Annotated in this window: 21 protein-coding genes and 1 pseudogene; 5 read left to right on the top strand and 17 right to left on the bottom strand. The window is 48.5% G+C overall.

Annotated elements, in window-relative coordinates:
* From HMPREF2626_RS02570 to aroF, 11 genes and pseudogenes are all read right to left on the bottom strand, one after another.
* Window positions 1–921, bottom strand: a pseudogene (locus HMPREF2626_RS02570) (aspartate carbamoyltransferase catalytic subunit); the annotation flags it as partial.
* A gap of 42 nt (window positions 922–963) precedes the next feature.
* On the bottom strand, window positions 964–1,500 hold the full coding sequence (gene pyrR / locus HMPREF2626_RS02565) for a bifunctional pyr operon transcriptional regulator/uracil phosphoribosyltransferase PyrR (protein ID WP_070617138.1): 537 nt from the start codon (window positions 1,498–1,500) through the stop codon (window positions 964–966).
* A gap of 274 nt (window positions 1,501–1,774) precedes the next feature.
* A complete protein-coding gene (locus HMPREF2626_RS02560; RefSeq protein ID WP_168162694.1) occupies window positions 1,775–2,299 on the bottom strand; it encodes an HdeD family acid-resistance protein in 525 nt (174 codons plus the stop codon).
* A 218-nt stretch (window positions 2,300–2,517) separates the two neighbouring features.
* Window positions 2,518–3,840, bottom strand: a complete 1,323-nt coding sequence (locus HMPREF2626_RS02555; protein WP_070617078.1) for a uracil-xanthine permease family protein — start codon at window positions 3,838–3,840, stop codon at window positions 2,518–2,520.
* Window positions 3,841–4,062: 222 nt separating this feature from the next.
* Window positions 4,063–4,344 (bottom strand): MetQ/NlpA family ABC transporter substrate-binding protein, encoded by a 282-nt coding sequence (locus tag HMPREF2626_RS10330; protein WP_168162693.1) that lies wholly within the window; start codon window positions 4,342–4,344, stop codon window positions 4,063–4,065.
* A 34-nt stretch (window positions 4,345–4,378) separates the two neighbouring features.
* Window positions 4,379–4,888, bottom strand: coding sequence for a MetQ/NlpA family ABC transporter substrate-binding protein (locus HMPREF2626_RS10325; RefSeq protein WP_141744566.1), 510 nt, complete (start codon window positions 4,886–4,888; stop codon window positions 4,379–4,381).
* A 68-nt stretch (window positions 4,889–4,956) separates the two neighbouring features.
* Window positions 4,957–5,859, bottom strand: a complete 903-nt coding sequence (locus tag HMPREF2626_RS02545; RefSeq protein WP_070617076.1) for a prephenate dehydratase — start codon at window positions 5,857–5,859, stop codon at window positions 4,957–4,959.
* Between the two features lie 20 nt (window positions 5,860–5,879).
* Window positions 5,880–6,968 (bottom strand): chorismate synthase, encoded by a 1,089-nt coding sequence (gene aroC, locus HMPREF2626_RS02540; protein ID WP_070617074.1) that lies wholly within the window; start codon window positions 6,966–6,968, stop codon window positions 5,880–5,882.
* Window positions 6,949–8,253, bottom strand: coding sequence for a 3-phosphoshikimate 1-carboxyvinyltransferase (gene aroA / locus HMPREF2626_RS02535; protein ID WP_070617072.1), 1,305 nt, complete (start codon window positions 8,251–8,253; stop codon window positions 6,949–6,951). Before aroA ends, aroC begins: the two co-directional genes overlap by 20 nt.
* Window positions 8,253–9,338 (bottom strand): 3-dehydroquinate synthase, encoded by a 1,086-nt coding sequence (gene aroB, locus HMPREF2626_RS02530; protein WP_070617070.1) that lies wholly within the window; start codon window positions 9,336–9,338, stop codon window positions 8,253–8,255. The genes aroA and aroB overlap by 1 nt, the downstream gene beginning before the upstream one ends.
* A gap of 30 nt (window positions 9,339–9,368) precedes the next feature.
* A complete protein-coding gene (aroF, locus tag HMPREF2626_RS02525) occupies window positions 9,369–10,403 on the bottom strand; it encodes a 3-deoxy-7-phosphoheptulonate synthase (protein ID WP_070617069.1) in 1,035 nt (344 codons plus the stop codon).
* A 520-nt stretch (window positions 10,404–10,923) separates the two neighbouring features.
* On the opposite strand from aroF, the gene aroE reads away from it, so the two are divergent.
* The 4 genes from aroE to HMPREF2626_RS02505 are packed head-to-tail and all read left to right on the top strand — an operon-like array spanning window position 10,924 to window position 13,501.
* Window positions 10,924–11,736, top strand: a complete 813-nt coding sequence (aroE, locus tag HMPREF2626_RS02520; protein WP_070617067.1) for a shikimate dehydrogenase — start codon at window positions 10,924–10,926, stop codon at window positions 11,734–11,736.
* On the top strand, window positions 11,723–12,247 hold the full coding sequence (locus HMPREF2626_RS02515) for a shikimate kinase (RefSeq protein WP_070617065.1): 525 nt from the start codon (window positions 11,723–11,725) through the stop codon (window positions 12,245–12,247). The genes aroE and HMPREF2626_RS02515 overlap by 14 nt, the downstream gene beginning before the upstream one ends.
* On the top strand, window positions 12,228–12,656 hold the full coding sequence (aroQ, locus tag HMPREF2626_RS02510) for a type II 3-dehydroquinate dehydratase (RefSeq protein ID WP_070617064.1): 429 nt from the start codon (window positions 12,228–12,230) through the stop codon (window positions 12,654–12,656). The genes HMPREF2626_RS02515 and aroQ overlap by 20 nt, the downstream gene beginning before the upstream one ends.
* 2 nt (window positions 12,657–12,658) lie before the next feature.
* Window positions 12,659–13,501, top strand: a complete 843-nt coding sequence (locus HMPREF2626_RS02505; RefSeq protein ID WP_070617063.1) for a prephenate dehydrogenase — start codon at window positions 12,659–12,661, stop codon at window positions 13,499–13,501.
* A gap of 79 nt (window positions 13,502–13,580) precedes the next feature.
* Here HMPREF2626_RS02505 and HMPREF2626_RS02500 read toward each other — a convergent pair whose 3' ends face one another.
* The 4 genes from HMPREF2626_RS02500 to HMPREF2626_RS02485 form a co-directional block, all read right to left on the bottom strand.
* On the bottom strand, window positions 13,581–14,387 hold the full coding sequence (locus tag HMPREF2626_RS02500) for an ABC transporter ATP-binding protein (protein WP_070617062.1): 807 nt from the start codon (window positions 14,385–14,387) through the stop codon (window positions 13,581–13,583).
* A gap of 12 nt (window positions 14,388–14,399) precedes the next feature.
* Window positions 14,400–15,290, bottom strand: coding sequence for an ABC transporter permease (locus HMPREF2626_RS02495; protein ID WP_070617061.1), 891 nt, complete (start codon window positions 15,288–15,290; stop codon window positions 14,400–14,402).
* Window positions 15,291–15,295: 5 nt separating this feature from the next.
* Window positions 15,296–16,249: an ABC transporter substrate-binding protein gene (locus HMPREF2626_RS02490; RefSeq protein ID WP_083294300.1), complete on the bottom strand. Its 954-nt coding sequence runs from the start codon at window positions 16,247–16,249 to the stop codon at window positions 15,296–15,298.
* A gap of 724 nt (window positions 16,250–16,973) precedes the next feature.
* Window positions 16,974–17,879 carry a hypothetical protein gene (locus HMPREF2626_RS02485; protein ID WP_070617059.1) on the bottom strand — a complete coding sequence of 302 codons (906 nt, stop codon included), beginning with the start codon at window positions 17,877–17,879 and terminating at the stop codon, window positions 16,974–16,976.
* Between the two features lie 214 nt (window positions 17,880–18,093).
* Here HMPREF2626_RS02485 and HMPREF2626_RS02480 point away from each other — a divergent pair, with 214 nt between their 5' ends.
* Window positions 18,094–19,491 (top strand): L-cystine transporter, encoded by a 1,398-nt coding sequence (locus HMPREF2626_RS02480; protein WP_070617058.1) that lies wholly within the window; start codon window positions 18,094–18,096, stop codon window positions 19,489–19,491.
* Between the two features lie 55 nt (window positions 19,492–19,546).
* Here HMPREF2626_RS02480 and HMPREF2626_RS02475 read toward each other — a convergent pair whose 3' ends face one another.
* Entirely contained in the window at window positions 19,547–20,104 is a 558-nt protein-coding gene (locus HMPREF2626_RS02475) for a DUF2628 domain-containing protein (protein ID WP_070617057.1), read from the bottom strand.
* Between the two features lie 152 nt (window positions 20,105–20,256).
* Window positions 20,257–20,799, bottom strand: a 543-nt coding sequence (locus tag HMPREF2626_RS10200) for an LPXTG cell wall anchor domain-containing protein (protein WP_210382780.1), incomplete at its 5' end; no start/stop codon positions are given.

Raw genomic sequence — 20,799 nt, 5'->3', positions numbered from 1 at the left:
TTTACCATTGATGACAGCTTCTAAGATAGCCATCCGCATAAAGACCCCGTTGGACATCTGTTGGACGATGCGGGATTGGTCACATTCCACCAGACTGTCGGCAATCTCCACATCCCGGTTAACCGGAGCTGGATGCATAATAATGGCATGATCTTGCAGTCTTTCAGCTCGTTTTAAAGTCAGACCGTAAGCTTGATGGTAGTCTTCCTTGCTGTAGGATTTCTCTCCGTGATGGCGTTCGTTTTGGACCCGGAGCATCATCATAACGTCCACCTTCTCAACAATCTGGTCGAGATCTTCATAGTGGCCATACTGGTCAAAACTTGTGTCATACCACTCAGGAGCTCCAGCAAAGTAGAGCTCCGCGCCTAGGCGGTGGAGCATTTGCATGTTGGACTTAGCCACCCGGGAATGAACCAGGTCCCCGACAATGGCTACCTTCAAACCTTGGAAACGACCGAATTCTTCATAGATAGTCATGAGGTCGAGTAAACACTGGCTAGGGTGCTGGCCGCTACCGTCCCCACCATTGATAAGGGCACAATGGATATGAGGGCTCTTAACCAAGTCATCATAGTAGTGGTCTTGCCCGTGCCGGATTACCGCAATATCTACTCCCAAGGCCGACATAGTCAAGACTGTGTCGTAGAGGGTCTCCCCTTTCTGTACGGAAGAAGTTGATGCTTCAAAGTCTAAACATTCCAAGCCCAGCTTGCGTTCAGCAATCTCAAAGCTGCGGTGGGTCCGCGTTGAGTTCTCAAAGAAGAGATTGCTAACGAAGTATTGCTTTTGAATCGGCCGGTGTCCGGGATGGTATTTGTAGACTTGAGCCATCTTAATAAGCCCGAGCACTTCTTCATCGCTTAAACTTTCCACACTCAGTAGGTTTTGGAGGCAGATCTTTTGCGTATTTAAAATCATAACAATCCTTTCTAGCTCTTCCTGGAGCCTTCGATCAATGCTTTAATGACTTTGTTCGATATAGATACCGTCTTCCCCATCGACTTCTTCCATCTTCACAAGGACGCGCTCTTTGCGGGATGAAGGGAGGTTCTTGCCGACATAATCAGCATGGATAGGAAGCTCTCGGTGGCCCCGGTCAACCAGGACTGCTAAAGCAATCAATTCTGGACGTCCGAAGTCCATTACGGCATCTAAAGCTGCGCGGATGGTTCGTCCGGTATAGAGAACATCGTCTACAATGATGACCTCCTTGCCTTCTAGGCTGACTGGGATGTTGGAATCATTGACTTCTGCTTCTTGGACCTTGGTCTTTTGGTCATCGCGGTAGCGGGTAATGTCTAGCTCACCAACAGGTACTTCAATGCCTTCGAGTTGTTTGAGACGTTGGGCAATCCGTTGGGCTAGGTAAATGCCCCGTGTTTTAATCCCGACCAGGACAAGTTGGTCTAATTGGTGGTTGCGCTCAATAATTTCATAAGAAATCCGGGTAAGGGCCCGTTTAATGGTAACTGCATCGACAATTTCTTTCACTGACATCTGGATTTCCTCCTCCGTTTGGCTCATTAGATACAAAAAAACTCCTGCCCGCAGAGGACAGGAGTTGATGGTTACTTAAAGAAACTCGCACAAAAAAAGCAAGTCTTTTAGAGTTCAGGCTGAGGACGCACCCCACCCTGAGACATCTCGCTCCTTCTTAGCCTCACGGGACTAAATTTAAAGGAAAATATTTAATTCATTCACTGGACATTACTATACGCCAAGTCGACCTAAAAGGCAAGGGGAAAATGTCCTTGCCTTCATTAGAATATGCTTAGAAAGCGTAAATGATGTGTTGGATCCCTGATAATAAGAAGTAGAAAGCAACCAAGAAGGTCAGGCTCACTAAGGCACTCAGGGGGTTAAAAATTAAGAAAACAGCCACAATCAGGGCAATAATATTTAGGATTAGGGTCAGCCAGAAGAGCGGCCTACTTACCTGCTTGATGGCTGATAGACTCATAAAGCCAAAGATTGCTGAGATAAAAATCCAAAAAGCAAAAATAAAAGGTAAGATGGACGCTGACAAGCCCGGCTTAAAGACTAAGTAGAGCCCCAGTAAGATATTAATAATCCCAAAGATTAAAAGATGGGTCGGTTTGATCCCAAAAGATTCCTTTAAGCGGTGGCGAACCATGAGCTGGTAGATTCCCCGAAAGAGAATCCCGATAGCAAAGACGAAAGCTAAGGTCATCAGACTAGCCAGAGGATCTCTAAAGGCGAACAAGGCCAAGATAATAAAGAGAATCCCTAAGATAAAGTGCCCCCAGCCAAATGATTGATCATTATTTTCTGACAAATAAAACATCCTTTCTTTATTGTGAAATAATTATAACATTAAGACATTCTCATTCTAACAGAAATAAGACAAAGCTACAGACTATATGCCTTGGGTCAATGGTTTCTTAAGGAAAAATAAAAAGTAAAAGAAAAAGAGACTGAAGGCGACTGCAGTCTCTTTTCAAATAATGTGTGAAGTTATGATAAGGCTTCAGCTTTAGCCGAATTTAGCAGCTGTTAACGCAAGGTCTTCCGTTCTTTTAATAGGACATTGAGAACCAGAGCTACGATGGTACCGGCCGAGATACCAGAAGAGAAGAGGCCAGCTAAGAAGCTGGGAAGGCCTTGAGTGATTTCTGGTCTAAAGGAGACGCCCAAACCGATGCCGATCGCTGAAGCAGTGATGATCAAGTTGCGAGTGTCGAAGCTGATCCGGCTGAGGGACTGGATACCGGAAGCAGCCACGGTCCCAAACATAAGCACTCCTGCCCCACCTAGGACAGGGAGCGGCATGACCGAAATCACCGTCGCTAATTTAGGGCTCATGGAAAGAACAATCATAATAAGACCAGCGACAATAGCCACCTTCCGCGAGGCATTGCGGGTCAGTGGAATCAGCCCGGTATTTTGACTGAAGGTTGCAGCAGGTCCTGAACCGAAGAGTGGCGCAATAAAGGATCCGAAGCCATCTGCACGGACCCCAGCAGCGACCTGCTCATCGCTTAGCTCACGCTGGGTCACTTCCCCTAAAGTCTGCATCACGCCCACCGTTTCAATGACGGTGACCAAGTAACCAGAAAGAAATGGCAGGGCATAGCGCCAGTCAAAATCAATCCCAATTTGGTTGAAGGAAGGCATTCTAAACCAGGCCGCCGCAAGAATTTGGTCGGTATCCACCCGGCCCATAAAAAGGCAGAAGAGATAGCCAATCCCCATACCGATGAGAATGGCATAAGAAGACCAGTTCCCCCGACCGTAATGGTTAAAGAGAACGACAATTAGAAAGACAAGAACCGCAATGGCTAGGTTGCCTGGATCCCCATAATCAGGGGCCCCAGCCCCACCTGCTGCCCAGTCCATCGCGGTGGACATCAGGGTCGCTCCCATGAGGGTAATAACAGAGCCCGTCACGACAGGTGGGAAGAAGCGCATCAAGGGTTTAACAAAATAGGACATGACGATTTCGAGTAAGGCAGCAAGCATGGTGCCCCCAAAGTAAGCGGGCAGACCGCCCAGGGCAATCACACTCTGAGCCGGTCCAATAAAGGCAAAGTCTGTTCCCATAATGGTAGGCAAACCCACCCCTACCCGGAAAAATCTTGGGCCAAAGCACCGAGACTGGATAATAGAAACCAGGCCTGATACAAATAAGGCAGCACTGATGAGATAGGCCGTCTGTTCCACACTGGAAGAGGCCATTCCAGCGATAATCAAGGGGACCGCTACGAGCCCCCCAAAGGCCGTAATCACATTTTGAAAACCTAGGACCACAGATTCGACGAGTGCTGGCGAGTCTTCAACCTGGTAGCGCAATTTAATGGCATGTTCTTTTTCTTGCATAATCCCTCCTTGCCCACAGGGACATCATTCGTTTATCAAACATTTTAGTTATTACTTTAACACAATATTTAATCTTTGTTAATAGAAAACGAACATTAAACATATTTTATTTAATTTAATTCGTTAAAACGATTGCATTTTGGAATAACAAAAAAGCTCCTATTAAGTTAGCATCTTAACAGGAGCCCCTTTCCTCTCAGGAGGACATCTATTATTAAGTTTTTAATCCGAAGTCCAAGCCCATTGGACCCGGTCATTGGTCTGGTTGATTTCTTCGACACGTTCTTTTAGCTGGTCGGATTGGTAAATCTTAACTAGATCCTTGACCCAGTCTGCCTCTTGGTCAGTTGAACGCACCACTGCTTGTAACTTCAGCTCAGGGCGCAAGTCCTCATTCAGCAAGGCTTGGTCAGCCGACATGCCGGAATCATAGAAGGTTGAGCCTGGGATGATGGCATAGGCCACATCCTTTAAGGCTTGGGGAAGAACAGGCGCTTGGACCAAGGAAAGCTCGATACCTGCCTTGTTCTCAATAATATCATCCTCCCCCTACTTCGGACTTATCGGTCTCTGGGTCAAGGCGGATCCAACCCGCTTTCTCAAGTAAGAGCAAGGACCGGGTGACATCAACTGGGTCGTCAGAAATAGCCACCTGGTCGCCTGGCGCCACCTCATCCAAGCTCTTCTTTTGCCCAGCGAAGAGGGCTGTTGGAACAGTGGGAACGGGGGTCACAGCCACCAGGTCAGCCCCGGCCTCCCGGTTAAACTGTTCCATGTAGAGGGTGTGCTGGTCCACATTAAGGTCCATCGACCCCTCCTGGATAGCGATATTGGCCCGCTGGAGGTCATCGAAGTCCCGGTTCTCCACCTGGTAACCTTCTTTTTCCAAGGCCGGTTTAACTTCTTCTAAGAAGAGTTCACTGTAAGGACCAGGTGATGTGGCCACACGAATAGTTGTTGTGGGCTCCACTTGCCGGCTACAAGCCAAGAGTCCACTGACTAAGACTAAGCCGAGCGCTAAACCCAGCCATTTTTTTACTTTCAACATTGATTGTCCTCCTTCTTATTTTACTTACTTATAGTAACCTATTTAGGCCCTATAAGCAAGCATTAAGCCTAGCTTAGATAGGAAATTTCAGCCTCTTGGGCTTCCATGCAAGCAATAATTTGAATGTATTGGCTAGCGAGTTCAAGCATCTGCCAGAAGAGCTGGGCCTGGCCAGCCAAGCCCTGGATATCCACCTCAATAAAGAAGCCATAGCTGAAGGGCTGGTCTTTGATAGGACGAGCATCCAAACCTTCCAAATTACAATTGAAGAGGTTAAAGATGGTCAACAATTGGTGGAGGGCTCCTGGCTTATGGGCCGTTTCGACATAGAGCATTAGGCGACTGGCCTGGGGGTGTTCCTCCAACAAGTGGCAGAGCAGCTGGTCCTTGTCCAAGGCCAAAAGCTCATCGCGGTAACGACGCATCATAAAGAAACGTGTCATGTTAGTGGATTCATTCTGAACCTGGCGGGCTATGGCTTCTAAGTGGTAGATCTTCCCACAGCGCTCACTGGATAAGGCAGCTAGGCTAGGGTCTCCCTCTTGGGCAATGAACTGGGCGGCCTGGGCCGTATCTTTATAAGAAATTGGTTGGATCCAAGGATGGTCAGTAAAGAACTGGGTACACTGGGATAGGGCTTCAGGATGGGAATAGACTTGCTTGATTTGGCTTAGCTCAGCCCCCTTAATCCCCCACAAGACATGGCGGATGGGCTGGTAGTGCTCAGCTTCCGCGTAAACATGTTGGTAGCGAAAGAGGTCCAGCGTCCGTGTAATAAGTCCGGTAGTGGAATTTTCAATCGGCATCACGGCCCGGTCAATCTTCCCCTCTATAAGGTCATCTACCATCCGACTAAAGCCATCAGAAGGCAGGCCTTCATATAAGTCTCTTGGACCTGCCATCTTCTGCTGCCAGTAAGCTAAGGCAGCTTCACTATAGGACCCAACAATCCCCTGGTAAGCAACTTTCATTCCTCATCCCTCTTTCTCCTTTATGACCGGGTGAGGATTAAGTCCATCAACCCGATCGCCGTCACGGCTTCAATCACAGGTAATACCCGGGGCACAATGCATGGATCGTGGCGGCCTGTGACTTCTAATTCAACATTTTCATGGCTTTCTATATTAATGGTGGCCTGGGCCTTGGCAATTGAAGCCGGTGCCTTGATGGCCGTGCGGAAGTTGATCGGCGTTCCTAAGCTGATTCCCCCGACAATTCCACCATTATTCAGGCTAGTGGTCTGAACCTGGCCCTCGTCATCATAGTAAAAATTATCATTGGCTTCAGAGGCTAGCATGGAGGCAATGTCAAAACCTGCCCCGAATTCAATCCCCTTGGTCGCTGGCACTGAGAAGATCAGCTGGGCCAAAGTTGATTCAATGGAGTTAAAGAAGGGATTGCCATAACCCGCTTCTAGGCCCAAAATAAAGGTCTCCACAATACCTCCCACGGCATCGTGCTGGCCCTTGGCTTGGCGGATACAGCGGGCCATTTCTTCATCTAGCCCAGCAGTCAAAACAGGCAGGGTCTCTTGGCGGAAGGCCAATAAGTCTTCCCGGCTGAGTTTTTGGAAGTCAACCTCTGCTTGGTCTTTGACCTCACCGATCGAACAAATCCTGGACCCAATGGTGACCCCATACTGGTCCAGCCATTGCTGGCAGACTGCTCCCGCAAAAACGAGAGGCGCTGTAATCCGCCCCGAGAAGTGCCCACTTCCCCTGTAGTCATTGTAGCCATCATAGCGCTTAAGTGCCGGATAGTCCGTCTGACCAGGCCGCATGAGCTTGCGCATCTGGCTATAGTCCTTGGACCGGGTATTGGTATTGTAGATGAGAGCCGTTAAGGGCGCCCCCGTTGTGTGGCCGTTAAAGTAGCCAGAGACAATATCCGGTAGGTCTTCCTCACGTCGGGGTGTGGTCAATTCATTTTGGCCAGGGCGGCGCCGGGCCATTTCGACTAGAATTTTATCTTCGTCCAGGGCGAGGCCAGCTGGCAATCCAGAAATCGTGATGCCAATAGCTGGGCCATGCGATTCCCCAAAGATAGCTACTTGTAACTGTTTACCCCAAATTCCGCTCACTGTATTCGCCTCCTAAACTTGCAAAGTCTTCCCAGAAATAGGGATAAGATTTGCTGACACTGTCTGCATCTTCTATGATAATGGCTTCCTGGCAGACTGTTGACGCAATCGCTAGCATCATCGCAATCCGATGGTCCTTATGGCTGGATACTCGGCAAGCCCCTTGGAGCTGGTCAACACCTTGGATGACTAAACTATCACCAAGGACTTGAATATTCGCTCCAAGCTTGCTGAGTTCCTCTTGGGTTGCAGCTAGTCGATCAGATTCCTTAATCCGCAAGCGGGCCAAGTTCTTAATCTGTGTCTCACCCTTAGCCAGGCAAGCCGTCAACGCGAGGACCGGAATCACATCGGGACACTGGGACCCATCCAATTCACAATCCCCTTCCAGACCCTGGGCCAGGATTTGGATACCCCCATCTTGATTCTTAACCCTAGCCCCCAATTTTTTAAGGAAAGGAATAATTTCTTGGTCGCCTTGCTGGCTAGACTGGGCTAGCCCCTTGACCCAAACATCATTTCCTAAGGCACCCGCACAGAGGAAGAAGGCCGCTTGGGAATAATCGCCCTCCACCTGGTAGTCAGCCGCTTGGTAGGCCTGGTTGCCTTTAATCTGGAAGCACTGGTCCTCTGCTTGATAATCAATCTCAATCCCATAGCGCTCGAGGATATCGAGAGTCAGGTGGATATAGCCCACCGACTCCAGCGGTCCCGTAATTTGCAGGGTGGAATCACCTTCTAAAAGTGGCAGGGTATAGAGCAGCCCCGTAATAAATTGCGAGCTGATATTGCCTGCTAATTGATAAGCCCCAGCTTGCAGTTTTCCTTCAACTCTCAAGTCCAAAGCGCCATCCGACAAGTTCTCATAGAAGAGCCCTTGTTCGTTATAGATCTTTTCATAAGGATCCAATGGCCGGCTACCTAGCTTCCCCCGGCCAACAAAATGGGTCTGACCTGGAAAAAGACTGGCAATAGGAATCATAAAGCGCAGGGTCGAGCCTGACTCATTGGCATCGATCAGCCGTGAAGCAGACTTGGATGGATTGCCACCACAGATGCTTAAGTCTACCCGCTGGTCTCCGGCTTCCGTCAGCTTGATTTCAGCCCCCAAACTTTGCATAGCTTCAATTGTCGCTTGAATATCATCGGATAGTTGGACATTTGTGACCTGGCTTTCCCCTTGGGCGAGGCCAGCCGCAATAATGGCGCGGTGGGCCAAGCTCTTGGAAGGTGGGATATGGACCGCACCCGCTAAAGGCTTGGCTTGAATTTGTAAATCGGTCATTAATGCTTTCCTCCTTCCAGCAAGGGATCAAAGAAATGATCAGGCACCTCGCGGATTTCAGCCTGGCCAATCCTTTTGAGGGTAATGATATGGAGTTGGCCATTTAAATTTTTCTTGTCATTTTTAATGAGGGGCAGGATACCGGTATAGTCTTCCGGCTGGTCGAGGACTGTTGGCAGGCCAAAGTTCTTCACCACTTGGTAAATTTCCTGGGTCGACCCTTGGGGACTGAGCCCCTGGTCTTCGGCTAATTGATTGATGGCCAGCATGCCGATCGCGACACCTTCCCCGTGGGTGTAGCGCTCATAGTGGTAGTAGGCTTCAATGGCATGGCCGAGGGTATGGCCGTAGTTTAGAAGCATCCGACAGCCGGTATCTTTCTCATCGGCTTCGACGACTTCTTGCTTGATGGCACAGCAGCGCTCTAGGATACTTTCAATATCAGCCATGATGCCTGCCCGATTACCTGCTTGTTTGAGTTTGTCAAAGAAGGCCCGGTCACGGATGCAGCCGTACTTGATGACCTCTGCCATCCCGTCGCTAAAGGCCTTGTCAGACAGGGTCTCTAAAACATTGGGATCAATCAGGACCGAATGGGGGTGGTAGAAGGCCCCCACCAGGTTTTTTCCTTCTTTAAGGTCCACGGCGACCTTGCCGCCCACGCTGGAGTCCACTTGGGCAAGGAGCGTAGTCGGAACTTGGATCAAATGAATCCCGCGCAGGAAGCTAGCAGCAACAAAGCCTGCCAAGTCACCAATGACGCCACCCCCTAAGGCAATAATCAAATCGCTCCGGCTAATACCAAAGCGTACCAAGCGTCCGTAGAGACCAGGTAAGTTTTCAATCGATTTACTGGCTTCACCAGGGGTGAGAACAATCGTTTCAAAGTCAAAACCCGCAGCTTCTAAACTTGTTTCCACTTGCCTACCATAATAATGGGCCACATTTTCATCCGTTATGATGACAACTTTTTTGCCTTTATGGACAGCTTGGATTTCTTCGGCTAGCTGACCGAGCAAGCCCTTCTTAATCTTTAATGGATAGCTGACTGCTGGTCGATTCAGTTTAATTTCAAGCTCCGCCATTTCAACAGCTCCTCTCATTTGTGCTTCTAATTATTTAGTCTTGTCGCCCTCTGGTACCGTCCGGCCTTCAACTTCTGCAAGGACGCGGATCTGTTCCATCAAACGGTCGAATTGGTCTGGGGTCAAGCTCTGTTGGCCATCACTCCAGGCATTCTTAGGATCAGGGTGGATCTCCATAATCAAGCCGTCAGCGCCCGCTGCAATCCCAGCCTTAGCTCCAGCAGGTACCATGTAGGCTATCCCAGCCGCGTGTGAAGGGTCCACAATAATAGGCAGGTGGGTCTTATGTTTCATCAATGGCACGGCTTGGATATCTAAGCAGTTCCGGGTTTCGGTTTCGAAGGTCCGGATTCCGCGTTCGCAGAGAATAACATTCGGGTTGCCTTCTGCCATAATATACTCAGCAGACATTAACCATTCTTGGTAGGTGGCGCTCAGGCCACGTTTTAAGAGGATAGGCTTGTCAGTCTTACCCAATTCCTTCAAGAGTGAGAAGTTTTGCATGTTACGGGCTCCAATTTGGATAACATCCACATGTTCTACAAATTCATCCAATTGTTCAATGGCCATTAATTCGGTCACGATAGGTAGTCCGGTTTCACGACGGGCTAGGTCCAAGAGACGGATCCCTTCTGACTGTAAACCTTGGAAGCTGTAAGGTGAGGTTCTTGGCTTGTAAGCGCCCCCTCTGAGCATGTTTGCCCCAGCCGCTTTCACGCGCTTAGCTGTCCCGACAATTTGTTCTTCCCCTTCAACTGAGCATGGTCCCGCAATAATAGCTAATTCCTTGCCCCCGATAATTTGGTCGCGAACCTTGATCTGACTCGCTTGAGGGTGGAAGGCCTTATTGGCTAACTTATAGGGTTCAGACACTCGGATAACTTCTGCAATGGTGTCATTGGCCTGTAATTTCGATTGGTCAATGCGGGACGTATCGCCAACGATACCAATCACGTCAACTTCTTGGCCTTCAATAATAACAGCCTGGTTACCTGTATCTTCGATTTTATCAATTACATCTTTAACATCGCCAGCCGTCACATTAGATTTCATCACAATAATCATTTTGCATTCTCTCCTTTTTTCAATTCCCTACTATCATATCATTCAAAGCTTCCCAATGGTTATCGGAAACAAAAAAGCTGCATCCGTTTGTAACCGAATGCAGCCTGACTAATCCTCTCGAGATATAAAGTCTTAGATAGTGGGTGCTCCATTCGATTTCTTACCATCAATGGAGCCCTATGCATCAAAGATTGCTTTAGCCTCCATTACCTTTAAAAAAGTAGAAGCTAAAGTAGAACCAGCTATTTGCTAAAAGTTGTTGTTGCATTAACATGTTTTTTCCTCCTCACTGGTTCTCTTTAATGCGTGCTTTAAATATAGCAAAACTAAGAGTAGCTGTCAACTATTAAATGATAACATTCTAATCTTATTTTTATTATACTAATATATTAACTTCAGCTCTTAGCTAAAAATATTGATCTGACAGCTCTTTTCGCCATTTTATCAAGCAAGGCTTGCATTACAATAATGATAACTTTATCATTATTGTAGTAAAAATAAGCTAGAACGGAGTGATGAGATGGAATTTTATGGCTTATTTGGCTACCCCCTGGGCCATAGTCTATCCCCAGAGATCCACCAGATTATATATGAAGAAGCCCAGATTGAGGCGGCCTACAAACTCTTTGAAGTTCCCGAAGAAAGTCTCAGCCAAGCCTTGGAAGCGCTGAAGACTTTAGATATCCGTGGTGCCAATGTCACCATCCCCTATAAGCAGGCCCTCTTCCCCTATCTGGATGAGCTGTCTGAAACCGCGAAAAAATTGGACGCTGTCAATACCATCAAGCAAGTCAACGGTAAAGTCAAGGCCTACAATACAGATTACGATGGCATTCACTTATCTTTTGAGCGCCGCCATTGGCAGACTCAAGACAAAACCGCCTATATCCTTGGAACAGGAGGGGCTGCCCAGGCGATGGGACATTATCTAACCGACCACGGCGCCCAAGTCCACCTGGTATCCAGACATCCCGACCAGCACCAAGATAAGCCCTGGCCCTGCCTCTCCTATGCTGACCTTGAGGGCCTTAGAGGTGACTTCCTAATCAATTGTACACCTGTTGGTATGTATCCAAAGACCCAGGCCTCCCCGCTCAAAGCGCATGACCTCGACCGCTTTGACCATGTCTTCGATACCATCTATAACCCTTATGAAACCAAACTCTTAAGTGATGCCAAGGCAGCCGGCAAGGCCTACTGTAACGGCCTGGACATGTTAGTCGGCCAAGCCATCCGCTCCGTCGAAATCTGGGAAGACCAGCAATTCTCTGAGGACCAGGTGGAGCGGATCTTAGCCCGTGTAAAGAAAGGATTTAACCATGACCCAGCCTAATCTCATCCTCATCGGCATGCCCGGATCGGGTAAAACCATCCTCGGTCAAGCCCTCGCCCAAAAGCTCTCCTTAGATTTCCTAGACATGGACCAGGAAATTGAAAGAGTCTCGGGCCGAAGCGTCTCTGAAATTTTTGAAGAAGGAGAAGCTGCCTTCCGTGCCCTCGAATCCCAACTTGCCTGCGAGCTTGGTCAAGCTAAGGGCCTCATTATTGCCACGGGTGGCGGGGTCGTCAAAGATCCTGATAACATTAAGGCCCTCAAAAAAGGAGGCAAGGTCTACTTTATCGACCGCCCCCTGGACCAGATTTCTGCAGACATTAACAGCGACCAACGCCCCCTACTCAAGGGACGCCTGGACCAGCTCCAGGTCCTCTACCAAGAGCGCTACCCCCTCTACCAGGCAGCTGCTGATTTCCATATCCCCAACCAGGGCAGCCTGGACCAGTGCCTAAAAACCATTATAACGACCTATCGAAAGGACGGAAACCATGAAATTTTTAATTCTTAACGGCCCCAATCTCAATTTCTTAGGCATTCGGGAGCCAGATATCTATGGCCAAACAAGTTTGAAGCAAATTGAAACTGACTTAGACCAAAGCTTTGACCATGAATTCAGCTTCTTCCAAAGCAACCATGAAGGCGCCCTGATTGACCGCCTTCAAGAAGCCTATTACGAAAAGATTGACGGGATAATTTTCAACCCGGGTGCCTTCACCCACTACTCCTATGCCCTCCACGATGCGCTCACCAGTATCCAAATTCCTTGCGTGGAAGTCCACCTCTCAGCCATCCAACAAAGAGAGAGCTTCCGTCAGACCTCAGTCATTGCCCCTGCCTGCATCGGTCAGATTTCAGGCTTCGGTAAGGACAGTTACGCCCTGGGCCTAGAAGCCCTACTTAAACATTTGGAGGAATAAGTATGAAAATTGTCATTGTCGGCCTGGGAGCGATCGGATCTTCCTTTGCCCAAGCCTTGACCCAAGCGGGCTATCAAGAAATTCGCGGCATCGACCAGAATCCAGAGACCTGTCTCAAAGCTGAAGAATTAGGGATTGTAAAGACTGCCCAAACGGAGGATGACCAAGCCCTCAGCCAAGCCGACCTCATCTTTATCACCCTCCACCCCCAAGCGGTCGCCCCCTATGTGGAAAACAAGCAGGACCTCTTCAAGTCGACCTGCCTCTTAACGGACGTCACAGGCATTAAGCGATACGTGATGTCCCAAGTTGAAGCCATCCTCCGCCCTGACTTAGACTTCATCTATACCCATCCGATGCGCGGGAGTGAAAAGACAGGGATTGCCGGCCTCAATAGTGCCCAATTCCGGGGGGCCAACGCCCTGCTCGTCGTTAGCCAAAGAAACCAGGAGAGCCAGCTCGAATTGATCGAAGCCCTCTACCGGGTCATGGGCTTCCAGGAGGTCAGCCGGGTGGATGCCGAAAGCCATGATCGGGCCATAGCCTATGTGAGTCAGCTCATGCACGTCCTCGCCGTTGCTGCGGTAAATTCTGCCCCTAACTGTGAGGATACCATGAAGTTCGCGGGTAACAGCTTCCAAGAACTGACCCGGATTGCGGACGTCAATGCGCCCCTATGGACAGACCTCTTCCTTCACAACTGGGACTACTTACTGGAAAGCATCGAAGCTTTCGAAAAAGAACTGGCTCGCGTCAAAACAGCCCTAAAGAACAAAGACTATGACCAACTCCAAGACGCCTTCCAAGCATCCACCCAGCAAAGAAGAGAATGGTATGTGGACTAAGGTCTAAAATTTAAAACATCAAAAAAATTATCGGTCTTCACTAATCTAGTGCAGGTCGATAATTTTTTTATGATCAATATTAAGCTTTTAAGAGCAAGTCGTCATCACGCAATTGGTTGCCGACATTCTCCTTGAAGAGTTCCATCAAGTCTTCAACCGATAATTTTGCCTTGTCTTCCCCTTTGACATCGACAACGATGCGGCCATCGTGGAGCATGATCAGACGGTTGCCGTAAGCCAGGGCATCATTCATGTCATGGGTGATCATGAGAGAAGTTAAGTGGTTCTCCTCAATCAGACGCTGGGTCAAGTCCATCACCATCTCACTAGTCCGCGGGTCGAGGGCAGCCGTGTGCTCATCCAAGAGTAAGAGCTCGGGCGTTTCGAGAATGGCCATGATCAGGGTTAGGACTTGGCGCTGGCCCCCTGACAAGTTAGATGCAGCGGTGTTCAAACGGTCTTCAAGTCCCAAGTCGACCCGGCTGAGCTGGTCACGGAAGAGCCGACGCATTTCTTCTGTCACAGACCGGCCGAAGCCCCGGCGCTTGCCCCGTTTGTATGCGATGGCAAGGTTCTCTTCAATGGTCAGGTTACGGGCAGTCCCCATTTGTGGATCTTGGAAGACCCGACTGATCCCAGCAGCCCGCTTGTAGGCAGGTCGGTCCGTAATATCCTCACCGCGCAGGCGAATCCGCCCAGAAGACACTGGAATCGTTCCTGCAATCAAGTTGAGTAAGGTTGACTTCCCTGCCCCATTGGAACCAATCACAGAGATAAAGTCATTGTCATGGATGGTGAGGGACAAATTTTTAGTCACATGGTTTTCATTAATACTTCCTGGATTGAAAACCTTATTAATCTGGTCAAGTTCTAGTAAGTTCGTCATAACACTACTCCTTTACTTAGCACTGGCTTGCCGGTTCTGGAAACTGGCCTTGGCATGGGGGGCATAGAGAATAATAGCGAGCGCGATGGATGAAAGCACCTTGATGTCGCTGGGAAGAACAGGCAGGAATTGTTGCTGCATGATGAAGTCGATAATCAAGCGGTAGATCACGGCTCCAATCGCAATGGTGATTAAACGTTTGCCGAAAGTGAGGTTGCGGCGGAGCACTTCTCCAATAATAATAGCGGCTAAACCAATAACAATGGTCCCAGTCCCCATGGCAATGTCTGCATAGCCGTTATTCTGGCAGATAATCGCTCCCGATAAGGCAATCAAACCATTGGAGAGCATCAAGCCCACTAACTTCATCTGGTCCGTTTTGACCCCATTGGCTTCTGCCATGAGCGGGTTATCCCCAGTCGCCCGGAGCGTCAAACCATACTCGGTATTCATAAAGACCACCAGGGCCATAATAACAACCGCTAGGAAAATTAAGGCAATGATTAAAGAAGCCAGGGTAGGATTCATCCCTGTCGCTTGGAAGGACTCCATGATATTGGCCTCCCCTAGTAAGGGAATATTGGCCTGACCCATAATCCGTAAGTTGATGGAATAAAGACCTGTCATGGTTAGGATCCCAGAAAGCAGGGCTGGAATATGCATCTTATTAATCATAAAGCCATTGACTAAGCCTGCCACTAAGCCAGCTAAGAAAGCAGCCAAGCTAGCGACCAGCGGATGGACTCCCGAAACAATTAACTTGGCACAGACCGCCGCACCCAAGGGGAAACTTCCCTCAGCTGACAAGTCGGCAATATCTAAAATGCGGAAGGTCAAATAGACCCCAATCGCTAGAATGGACCACATGAGCCCCTGTGAAATACTCGAAACAATTAAATCCATATCCTTTATTCTCCCTTCTTAATCTGCGCTGGGTCAATCCCCAGTTCTTTGGCCATGGCTTCATTCACTACTAATTCATAATCCTTAGCTTTTTCAACAGGAATTTGACTGACATCGGCGCCATCTTTAAGAATTTTAACCGCCATTTCAGCCGTCTGCCGGCCCAGATCCTTGTAGTTAACCCCGTAAGTCGCCAGGCAACCTTCTAAATGGGCACTCTCAGCTCCGATGGTTGGCACTTTGGCTTCCCTGACCACACTGCCAATTGTCGGAATCGTTTGGGCAATCGTGTTATCGGTCGGCAAGCAGATGCCATCCACGCGTTTGGCCAAGGCCGTAATCGCCGACTGGACTTCATTGGTTGCCGTCACCGTTTGTGCTTCCACTTTCAAGCCCTTGCTTTCCGCATAGTCTTTGAAAGCCTTAAACTGGATTTCAGAATTCACCTCGCTGGAATTGTAAGGCATGCCCACCGTCTTAATCGAGGGATCGATGGTCAAAAGCAGGTCTACCGCCTTCTCCACTGGGGCAATGTCGCTGGTTCCTGAAGCATTGGTTCCCGGTTGGTCAAGGGACTTGACTAAGTTAGCAGAGACTGCATCCGTTACCGCTGTAAATAAGATGGGCGTCTGCTTGTCCGCATTAAGTGCTGCTTGAGCTGCCGGTGTCGCAATCGCAAAGGTAAGATCTTTGCGCCCCTTCATATTCTGGGCAATCGAATTGAGGTTGGATTGGTCAGCTTGGGCATTCTGGTAATCAATATGGATAGTCTCCCCATCCTTGAAGCCCGCTTCTTCTAGACCTTCCACGAAACCTTCCCGGGCATCGTTTAGAGCTTGGTGCTCCCCGTATTGGATAATCCCAATCTCTTTTTGTCCGTCTTGACCGCCCTGGCTACATCCAGCCAGAGATAGGCCGACTAAGCCTAGTCCTAAAATAGCGCGTATTTTCTTATTCATTCTTCTCTCCATTTCTAGTGCTAAGGCACAGATCCGTTTAGCCTTCCTGGCAAACAAAAAAGGTTTAATTAGATATGATAAAAACTAATTAAACCTTAAGGCTATCTGATTTATAAGCTATGCCTTTAGCCATTAGAATTTATCATTCTGGATGGCTAAACACTTCAAAAGACCTCAGCCATCATAGATCCAAAACGCTGATGTTTGTACCTATGATGGATTCACAGCTACAAACACGATCTAAAATAGCTAAAGTAATACTTGCTCATTTTCTTAGCAGAACATGAAAAACTAACATGCTCTAAATTCAATTGTCTCATTCTTCATGCTCCTCCCTATCGTGATGACCTAATAATAAACCGACATTATAATAAAGTCAAGAGAATAATTAACAAAAACTAATCTTTCTTACAAAAATATCATAATTTAAGGGTGTGAGGGAGCGCGGTCAGAAGTGGACCTCTGGAGTAAAAGACCGAAGAAGTCTGAAAAGACTTCGCAGGGATTTTGTGAAGAGGAGCCACTTCTGCGCGACCGAACCCGACTACGAGGATAAGAACAGCTTTAGCCGGTCGTTCCGATTGGGTGAAATCACTCCGAGTCTGCTCTTGCGAATCCGACTAGAATGTGAGGAAGAGCACTTAGACTCACATAATTTTAGAGGCCATCGAAAAAGGCCAGGGTTAACCCCCGGCCTCTACCTACTTCTTTGACAGCTATTCAATTAATAACCTGTTCCAGTCTCATCCCCTGCTTGTGGAGCCGGTTCCGGACTTGTAGGGGCAGGTTCGGTCCAACCATTGTCAGTGGCAGGTGCTTCTTGATTTTGCCAGTTTCCACCGCCATTATCCGCAGGGGCTTGCCAACCCTGACCTTCATCTACAGGTGCTTGGTCGTCGCCAGAGAAAAGATTTCCGAGCCAAGACTTGGCATATTCCCAGCCTTCTTGGATCAAGCTGCCCCCATCTATCCTAATATCTGGTGCATTCAGTGAAATATTTGGGAGGTAGACTTGGGCCTGACCCAAAGCAAAGTAGCCTAATACTAAGGCGAGGACGATTACTAAGAGACAGCCCCCACAACCGCAACCCCGGCGCCGCTTTCGAGGATAGGGCTTATATTGGGCTTGATTGGCTAAGGCCTGGGCCTCTTGCTTGGCTTCCTTGGCTCGCTGGCGCTCCTCAGCCAGAGCAGCCTTCTTCTCTTTCCAGGGTTCTTTCTTGGCCATCTCATGCTCGATGCCCCGGTTAATGGCCTGGCCGCTAGCTTGGACGCCCCGCTTCACTTGCTGGCCTAAGCCGGAAAGAAAGGCCGCCCCTTTACTCTCCATACTCGAGTCAGCAGGACCTTGCTCAGCTTCTTCTACATAGTCATCAGATTCTTCTTCCTCTACTTCACTTCTTGTCTCATCTTCAATCGGTTTTTCATTGAGAACTTCCACCAGGGCATCCCGGTAAGTTTCCAGTTTAAGCTGTTGGCGGTGGTTTTCCCGGGATACTGGTTCAGCTGCTAACTCTTCCAGTTCATCTTGGACTTCTAAATATTCTAGCTCCAGATCTGGCCGGTCTTCTTGGCGTAAGAAGGCCTTTAATTGGTCTGGGTTATCAAAGTGTTGATTAAATTTTACCATGACTCGTCTCCTTTAAGTGCAAGCCGATCAATCACTAATCTGCTCTCAACATCTTCTTTAAAGCTATATTATACCATTTCTTCCTCATAAAAAGAAAAAAATAATAAAAAATCAGTCTCGAGGCTTATTAGGTGCATTCTAATAAAAAATAAGCTATAATATTCTCAATTCATAAGCTAATAAATAGTAAGTGAATAAGAAGGAGGTATGCATTTTGCAAGTTATTATTACTTTACTCATATTTGTCGCGCTCTGCCTGGTCCTCAACCAGATGAGCCGCAAGCACATTAAATATTCCAACCGGGTCTTCACCGGTCTCGGCTTAGGGATTGTTTTTGGACTCTTGATCCAATTTATTCTAGGAGCTGAAAGTGATGTCACAGCGGAAATTATGGACTGGATTGATATTGTCGGTAAGGGCTACATCAACTTCCTACAAATGTTGGTTATCCCACTGGTTATGGTGTCCATGATCCGAGCCTTTACCAAGCTCGACCACAACCAATCCAATCTCGGTAAGATTGGGACAGGCGTCATCGGCACCCTGCTCATTACAGTCGCCATTGCCGCCTTCATTGCCATCGCCACCGGAGTTCTCTTCAACCTCGATGGGGCTGAATTTGCCCGAGGCGCTGCTGAGAATGCGCGGATCGACCAATTAGTGGAGCGTAATTCGGAAATTGCTGACCTAACCATTCCTGAGACTATCCGCTCCTTCATTCCTGTCAATGTCTTTGCAGATATGGCGGGTAGCCGGTCCACCTCAACCATCGCTGTTGTCATCTTCTCTGTCTTTGTGGGGGCTGCCTACTTGGGTGTCCGCCGCCACCATCCTGAAGAAGCTGAAATCTTTGAAAAAATTATCAACAGCCTCCATGCCATCGTCTCCCGCCTAGTGACCCTAGTGCTGCGGATTGCCCCATACGGCATCTTCGCCCTGATGACCAAGGCCCTAGCCACTTCAAGTATCTCGACCATCCAAACCATGGCAACCTTCATTGTGGCCTGCTATGTGGCCCTAATCGTGATGTTTATCATCCACATGATCATCCTGGCCCTCTTTGGCATTAACCCGATCCAATACCTCAAGAAGGCAGCCAATGTCTTGCTCTTTGCCTTCACATCACGGTCCAGTGCAGGTTCCCTGCCCTTAAATATCCAGACCCAGACTGAAGCCCTGGGGGTAGATACACCAACTGCCAACTTCTCGGCCACCTTTGGCCTATCCATCGGTCAGAACGGTTGCGTGGGGATTTACCCTGTTATGTTAGCCGTTATCGCAGCACCAGCTGCCGGCATGTCCTTCTCTGACCCAAGTAGCTGGATTACGATTATCGCAGCAGCCACCATCACCTCTATCGGGGTATCTGGTGCAGGCGGCGGGGCCACATTCGGCTCCCTCATCCTCTTCGGTATGTTGGGACTTCCTATCGAAGTTATCGGCCTCATGGTTTCCATCGAACCCATCGTTGATATGGGACGGACAGCTCTTAACGTGAACGATTCCATTATCGCTGGGACCGTTACCTCTAAGGCCATGGGCAGCATGAACCAAGCCATCTTCAATGATAATGAAGCTCTGGTCGAGCCAGAAGATGATGTTGACCGTTAATTTAAGAAAATAGCTCATAACAAAAGACCAGTCAAAACGTGCTGACTGGTCTTTTCTAATGGAATAATTTTCCTAAGTTGGGAAAACCCTCACCATATTTCAAATAACGGTACTTGATGTAGTTGGCATAGCAGCCGGAGAAGAAGGCAATCAGGACCAACTTTAACCAGAAGGCAAAAGGCAGGCAGGTGAGAGCGATCAAAATGAGACCGAATTCCCACAAACCCTGATAGCAAAACCAAAGCCCGCTAAAGATAAAGGCCCAAATATTAAAGCGTCCCTTATCTCTTTCCCCACTGGCTTCAATCTTCTCCATCTCTGCTTGCATGGCTGGTGTCTCCCCGGCAAATGGAAAACGTTCCAAATGAATCTGGGATGACTTCGCCTGGGCCAGCCCACAACGGGAACAGAATTTCTGCCCCACTAAGAGGCTGCCCCCACAGCGCCGACAGTAAGCCGTCCCTGTCAAAGGATCCTGGTCACAATTATAGCAGTAAGAGGCCTGGTCATGGAGCCGGTAACCGCAGTGGGTACAGTAGGCCTTGGGAGCGCTTGCCTTTACCAAGTCCTCCTTGCGGTAAGTCGCTGTATCGATTAAATCTTCATTTGTCATTATGCCGCCTCCTCATTAAGTCTCTTATTCTACTATAACCTTTTTTGAGCCGTTAAAAGCGAATCACTCCTGAATAAGCCTTGAAAGCTCTTGAATAGAAAAAAAGCCCAAGCTCTACTAGGAGAGCCTGGACTCTAAAAATCGATAGAAAATTATTTGCGGCGTTTCAACAAAGCAGCGCCTGCTGCAACTAGAGCAAGTCCAAAGCCTGTAAAGGACACAGCAACTGCCCCTGTCTTAGGTAAAACAGAATGCGCTGATTGGGATTTAACTTGGCTAGTCTTAGCTTGCCCTTGTTTAGCTTCCTTAGGCGCAGAAGCAGCTACTTTTCCTGGCTTAGCTGCTGGATCTTGGGCTTTAGCAGGTTTTGCACTTGGCTTCGCTTCACTCGCAGGAGCCTGAGCTTCTTGACCTTTTCCTGGAGCTAGCTTGTCTTGGTTTTGGCTTGGTGCTACTGCGCTAGGCGTTGCAGTTGTAGGGGCAACAAGTGTTGGCGTAGTATTTGTAGGAGCTACTGTGCCCGGCGTCGTAGTTGAAGGTTTAGACGTTTGACCAGGAGTCGCGTTGGTGTTAGTACTTGGATTTGGTGTTGAGATTGGATTTGGTGTTGGGGTTGGGTCTGGTGTTGGGATTGGATTTGGTGTTGGTTGTGGATCTGGTTTTGGCTGTGGATCTGGTGTTGGCTGTGGATCTGG

The sequence above is a fragment of the Aerococcus sp. HMSC062A02 genome (assembly GCF_001809535.1).
Taxonomy (GTDB): Bacteria; Bacillota; Bacilli; order Lactobacillales; family Aerococcaceae; genus Aerococcus.
This window is presented reverse-complemented; position numbering and strand designations above follow the sequence as displayed.

Bases quoted from the DNA above. Each gene is read 5' to 3' on its own strand.
- pyrR (WP_070617138.1), bottom strand. From the start codon at position 1,500: ATGTCAGTGAAAGAAATTGTCGATGCAGTTACCATTAAACGGGCCCTT.
- HMPREF2626_RS02555 (WP_070617078.1), bottom strand. From the start codon at position 3,840: ATGCAAGAAAAAGAACATGCCATTAAATTGCGCTACCAGGTTGAAGAC.
- HMPREF2626_RS10325 (WP_141744566.1), bottom strand. From the start codon at position 4,888: ATGTTGAAAGTAAAAAAATGGCTGGGTTTAGCGCTCGGCTTAGTCTTA.
- HMPREF2626_RS02545 (WP_070617076.1), bottom strand. From the start codon at position 5,859: ATGAAAGTTGCTTACCAGGGGATTGTTGGGTCCTATAGTGAAGCTGCC.
- aroA (WP_070617072.1), bottom strand. From the start codon at position 8,253: ATGACCGATTTACAAATTCAAGCCAAGCCTTTAGCGGGTGCGGTCCAT.
- aroB (WP_070617070.1), bottom strand. From the start codon at position 9,338: ATGGCGGAGCTTGAAATTAAACTGAATCGACCAGCAGTCAGCTATCCA.
- aroF (WP_070617069.1), bottom strand. From the start codon at position 10,403: ATGATTATTGTGATGAAATCTAATGTGACGGCTGGCGATGTTAAAGAT.
- aroE (WP_070617067.1), top strand. From the start codon at position 10,924: ATGGAATTTTATGGCTTATTTGGCTACCCCCTGGGCCATAGTCTATCC.
- HMPREF2626_RS02515 (WP_070617065.1), top strand. From the start codon at position 11,723: ATGACCCAGCCTAATCTCATCCTCATCGGCATGCCCGGATCGGGTAAA.
- aroQ (WP_070617064.1), top strand. From the start codon at position 12,228: ATGAAATTTTTAATTCTTAACGGCCCCAATCTCAATTTCTTAGGCATT.
- HMPREF2626_RS02505 (WP_070617063.1), top strand. From the start codon at position 12,659: ATGAAAATTGTCATTGTCGGCCTGGGAGCGATCGGATCTTCCTTTGCC.
- HMPREF2626_RS02500 (WP_070617062.1), bottom strand. From the start codon at position 14,387: ATGACGAACTTACTAGAACTTGACCAGATTAATAAGGTTTTCAATCCA.
- HMPREF2626_RS02495 (WP_070617061.1), bottom strand. From the start codon at position 15,290: ATGGATTTAATTGTTTCGAGTATTTCACAGGGGCTCATGTGGTCCATT.
- HMPREF2626_RS02490 (WP_083294300.1), bottom strand. From the start codon at position 16,249: ATGAATAAGAAAATACGCGCTATTTTAGGACTAGGCTTAGTCGGCCTA.
- HMPREF2626_RS02485 (WP_070617059.1), bottom strand. From the start codon at position 17,879: ATGGTAAAATTTAATCAACACTTTGATAACCCAGACCAATTAAAGGCC.
- HMPREF2626_RS02475 (WP_070617057.1), bottom strand. From the start codon at position 20,104: ATGACAAATGAAGATTTAATCGATACAGCGACTTACCGCAAGGAGGAC.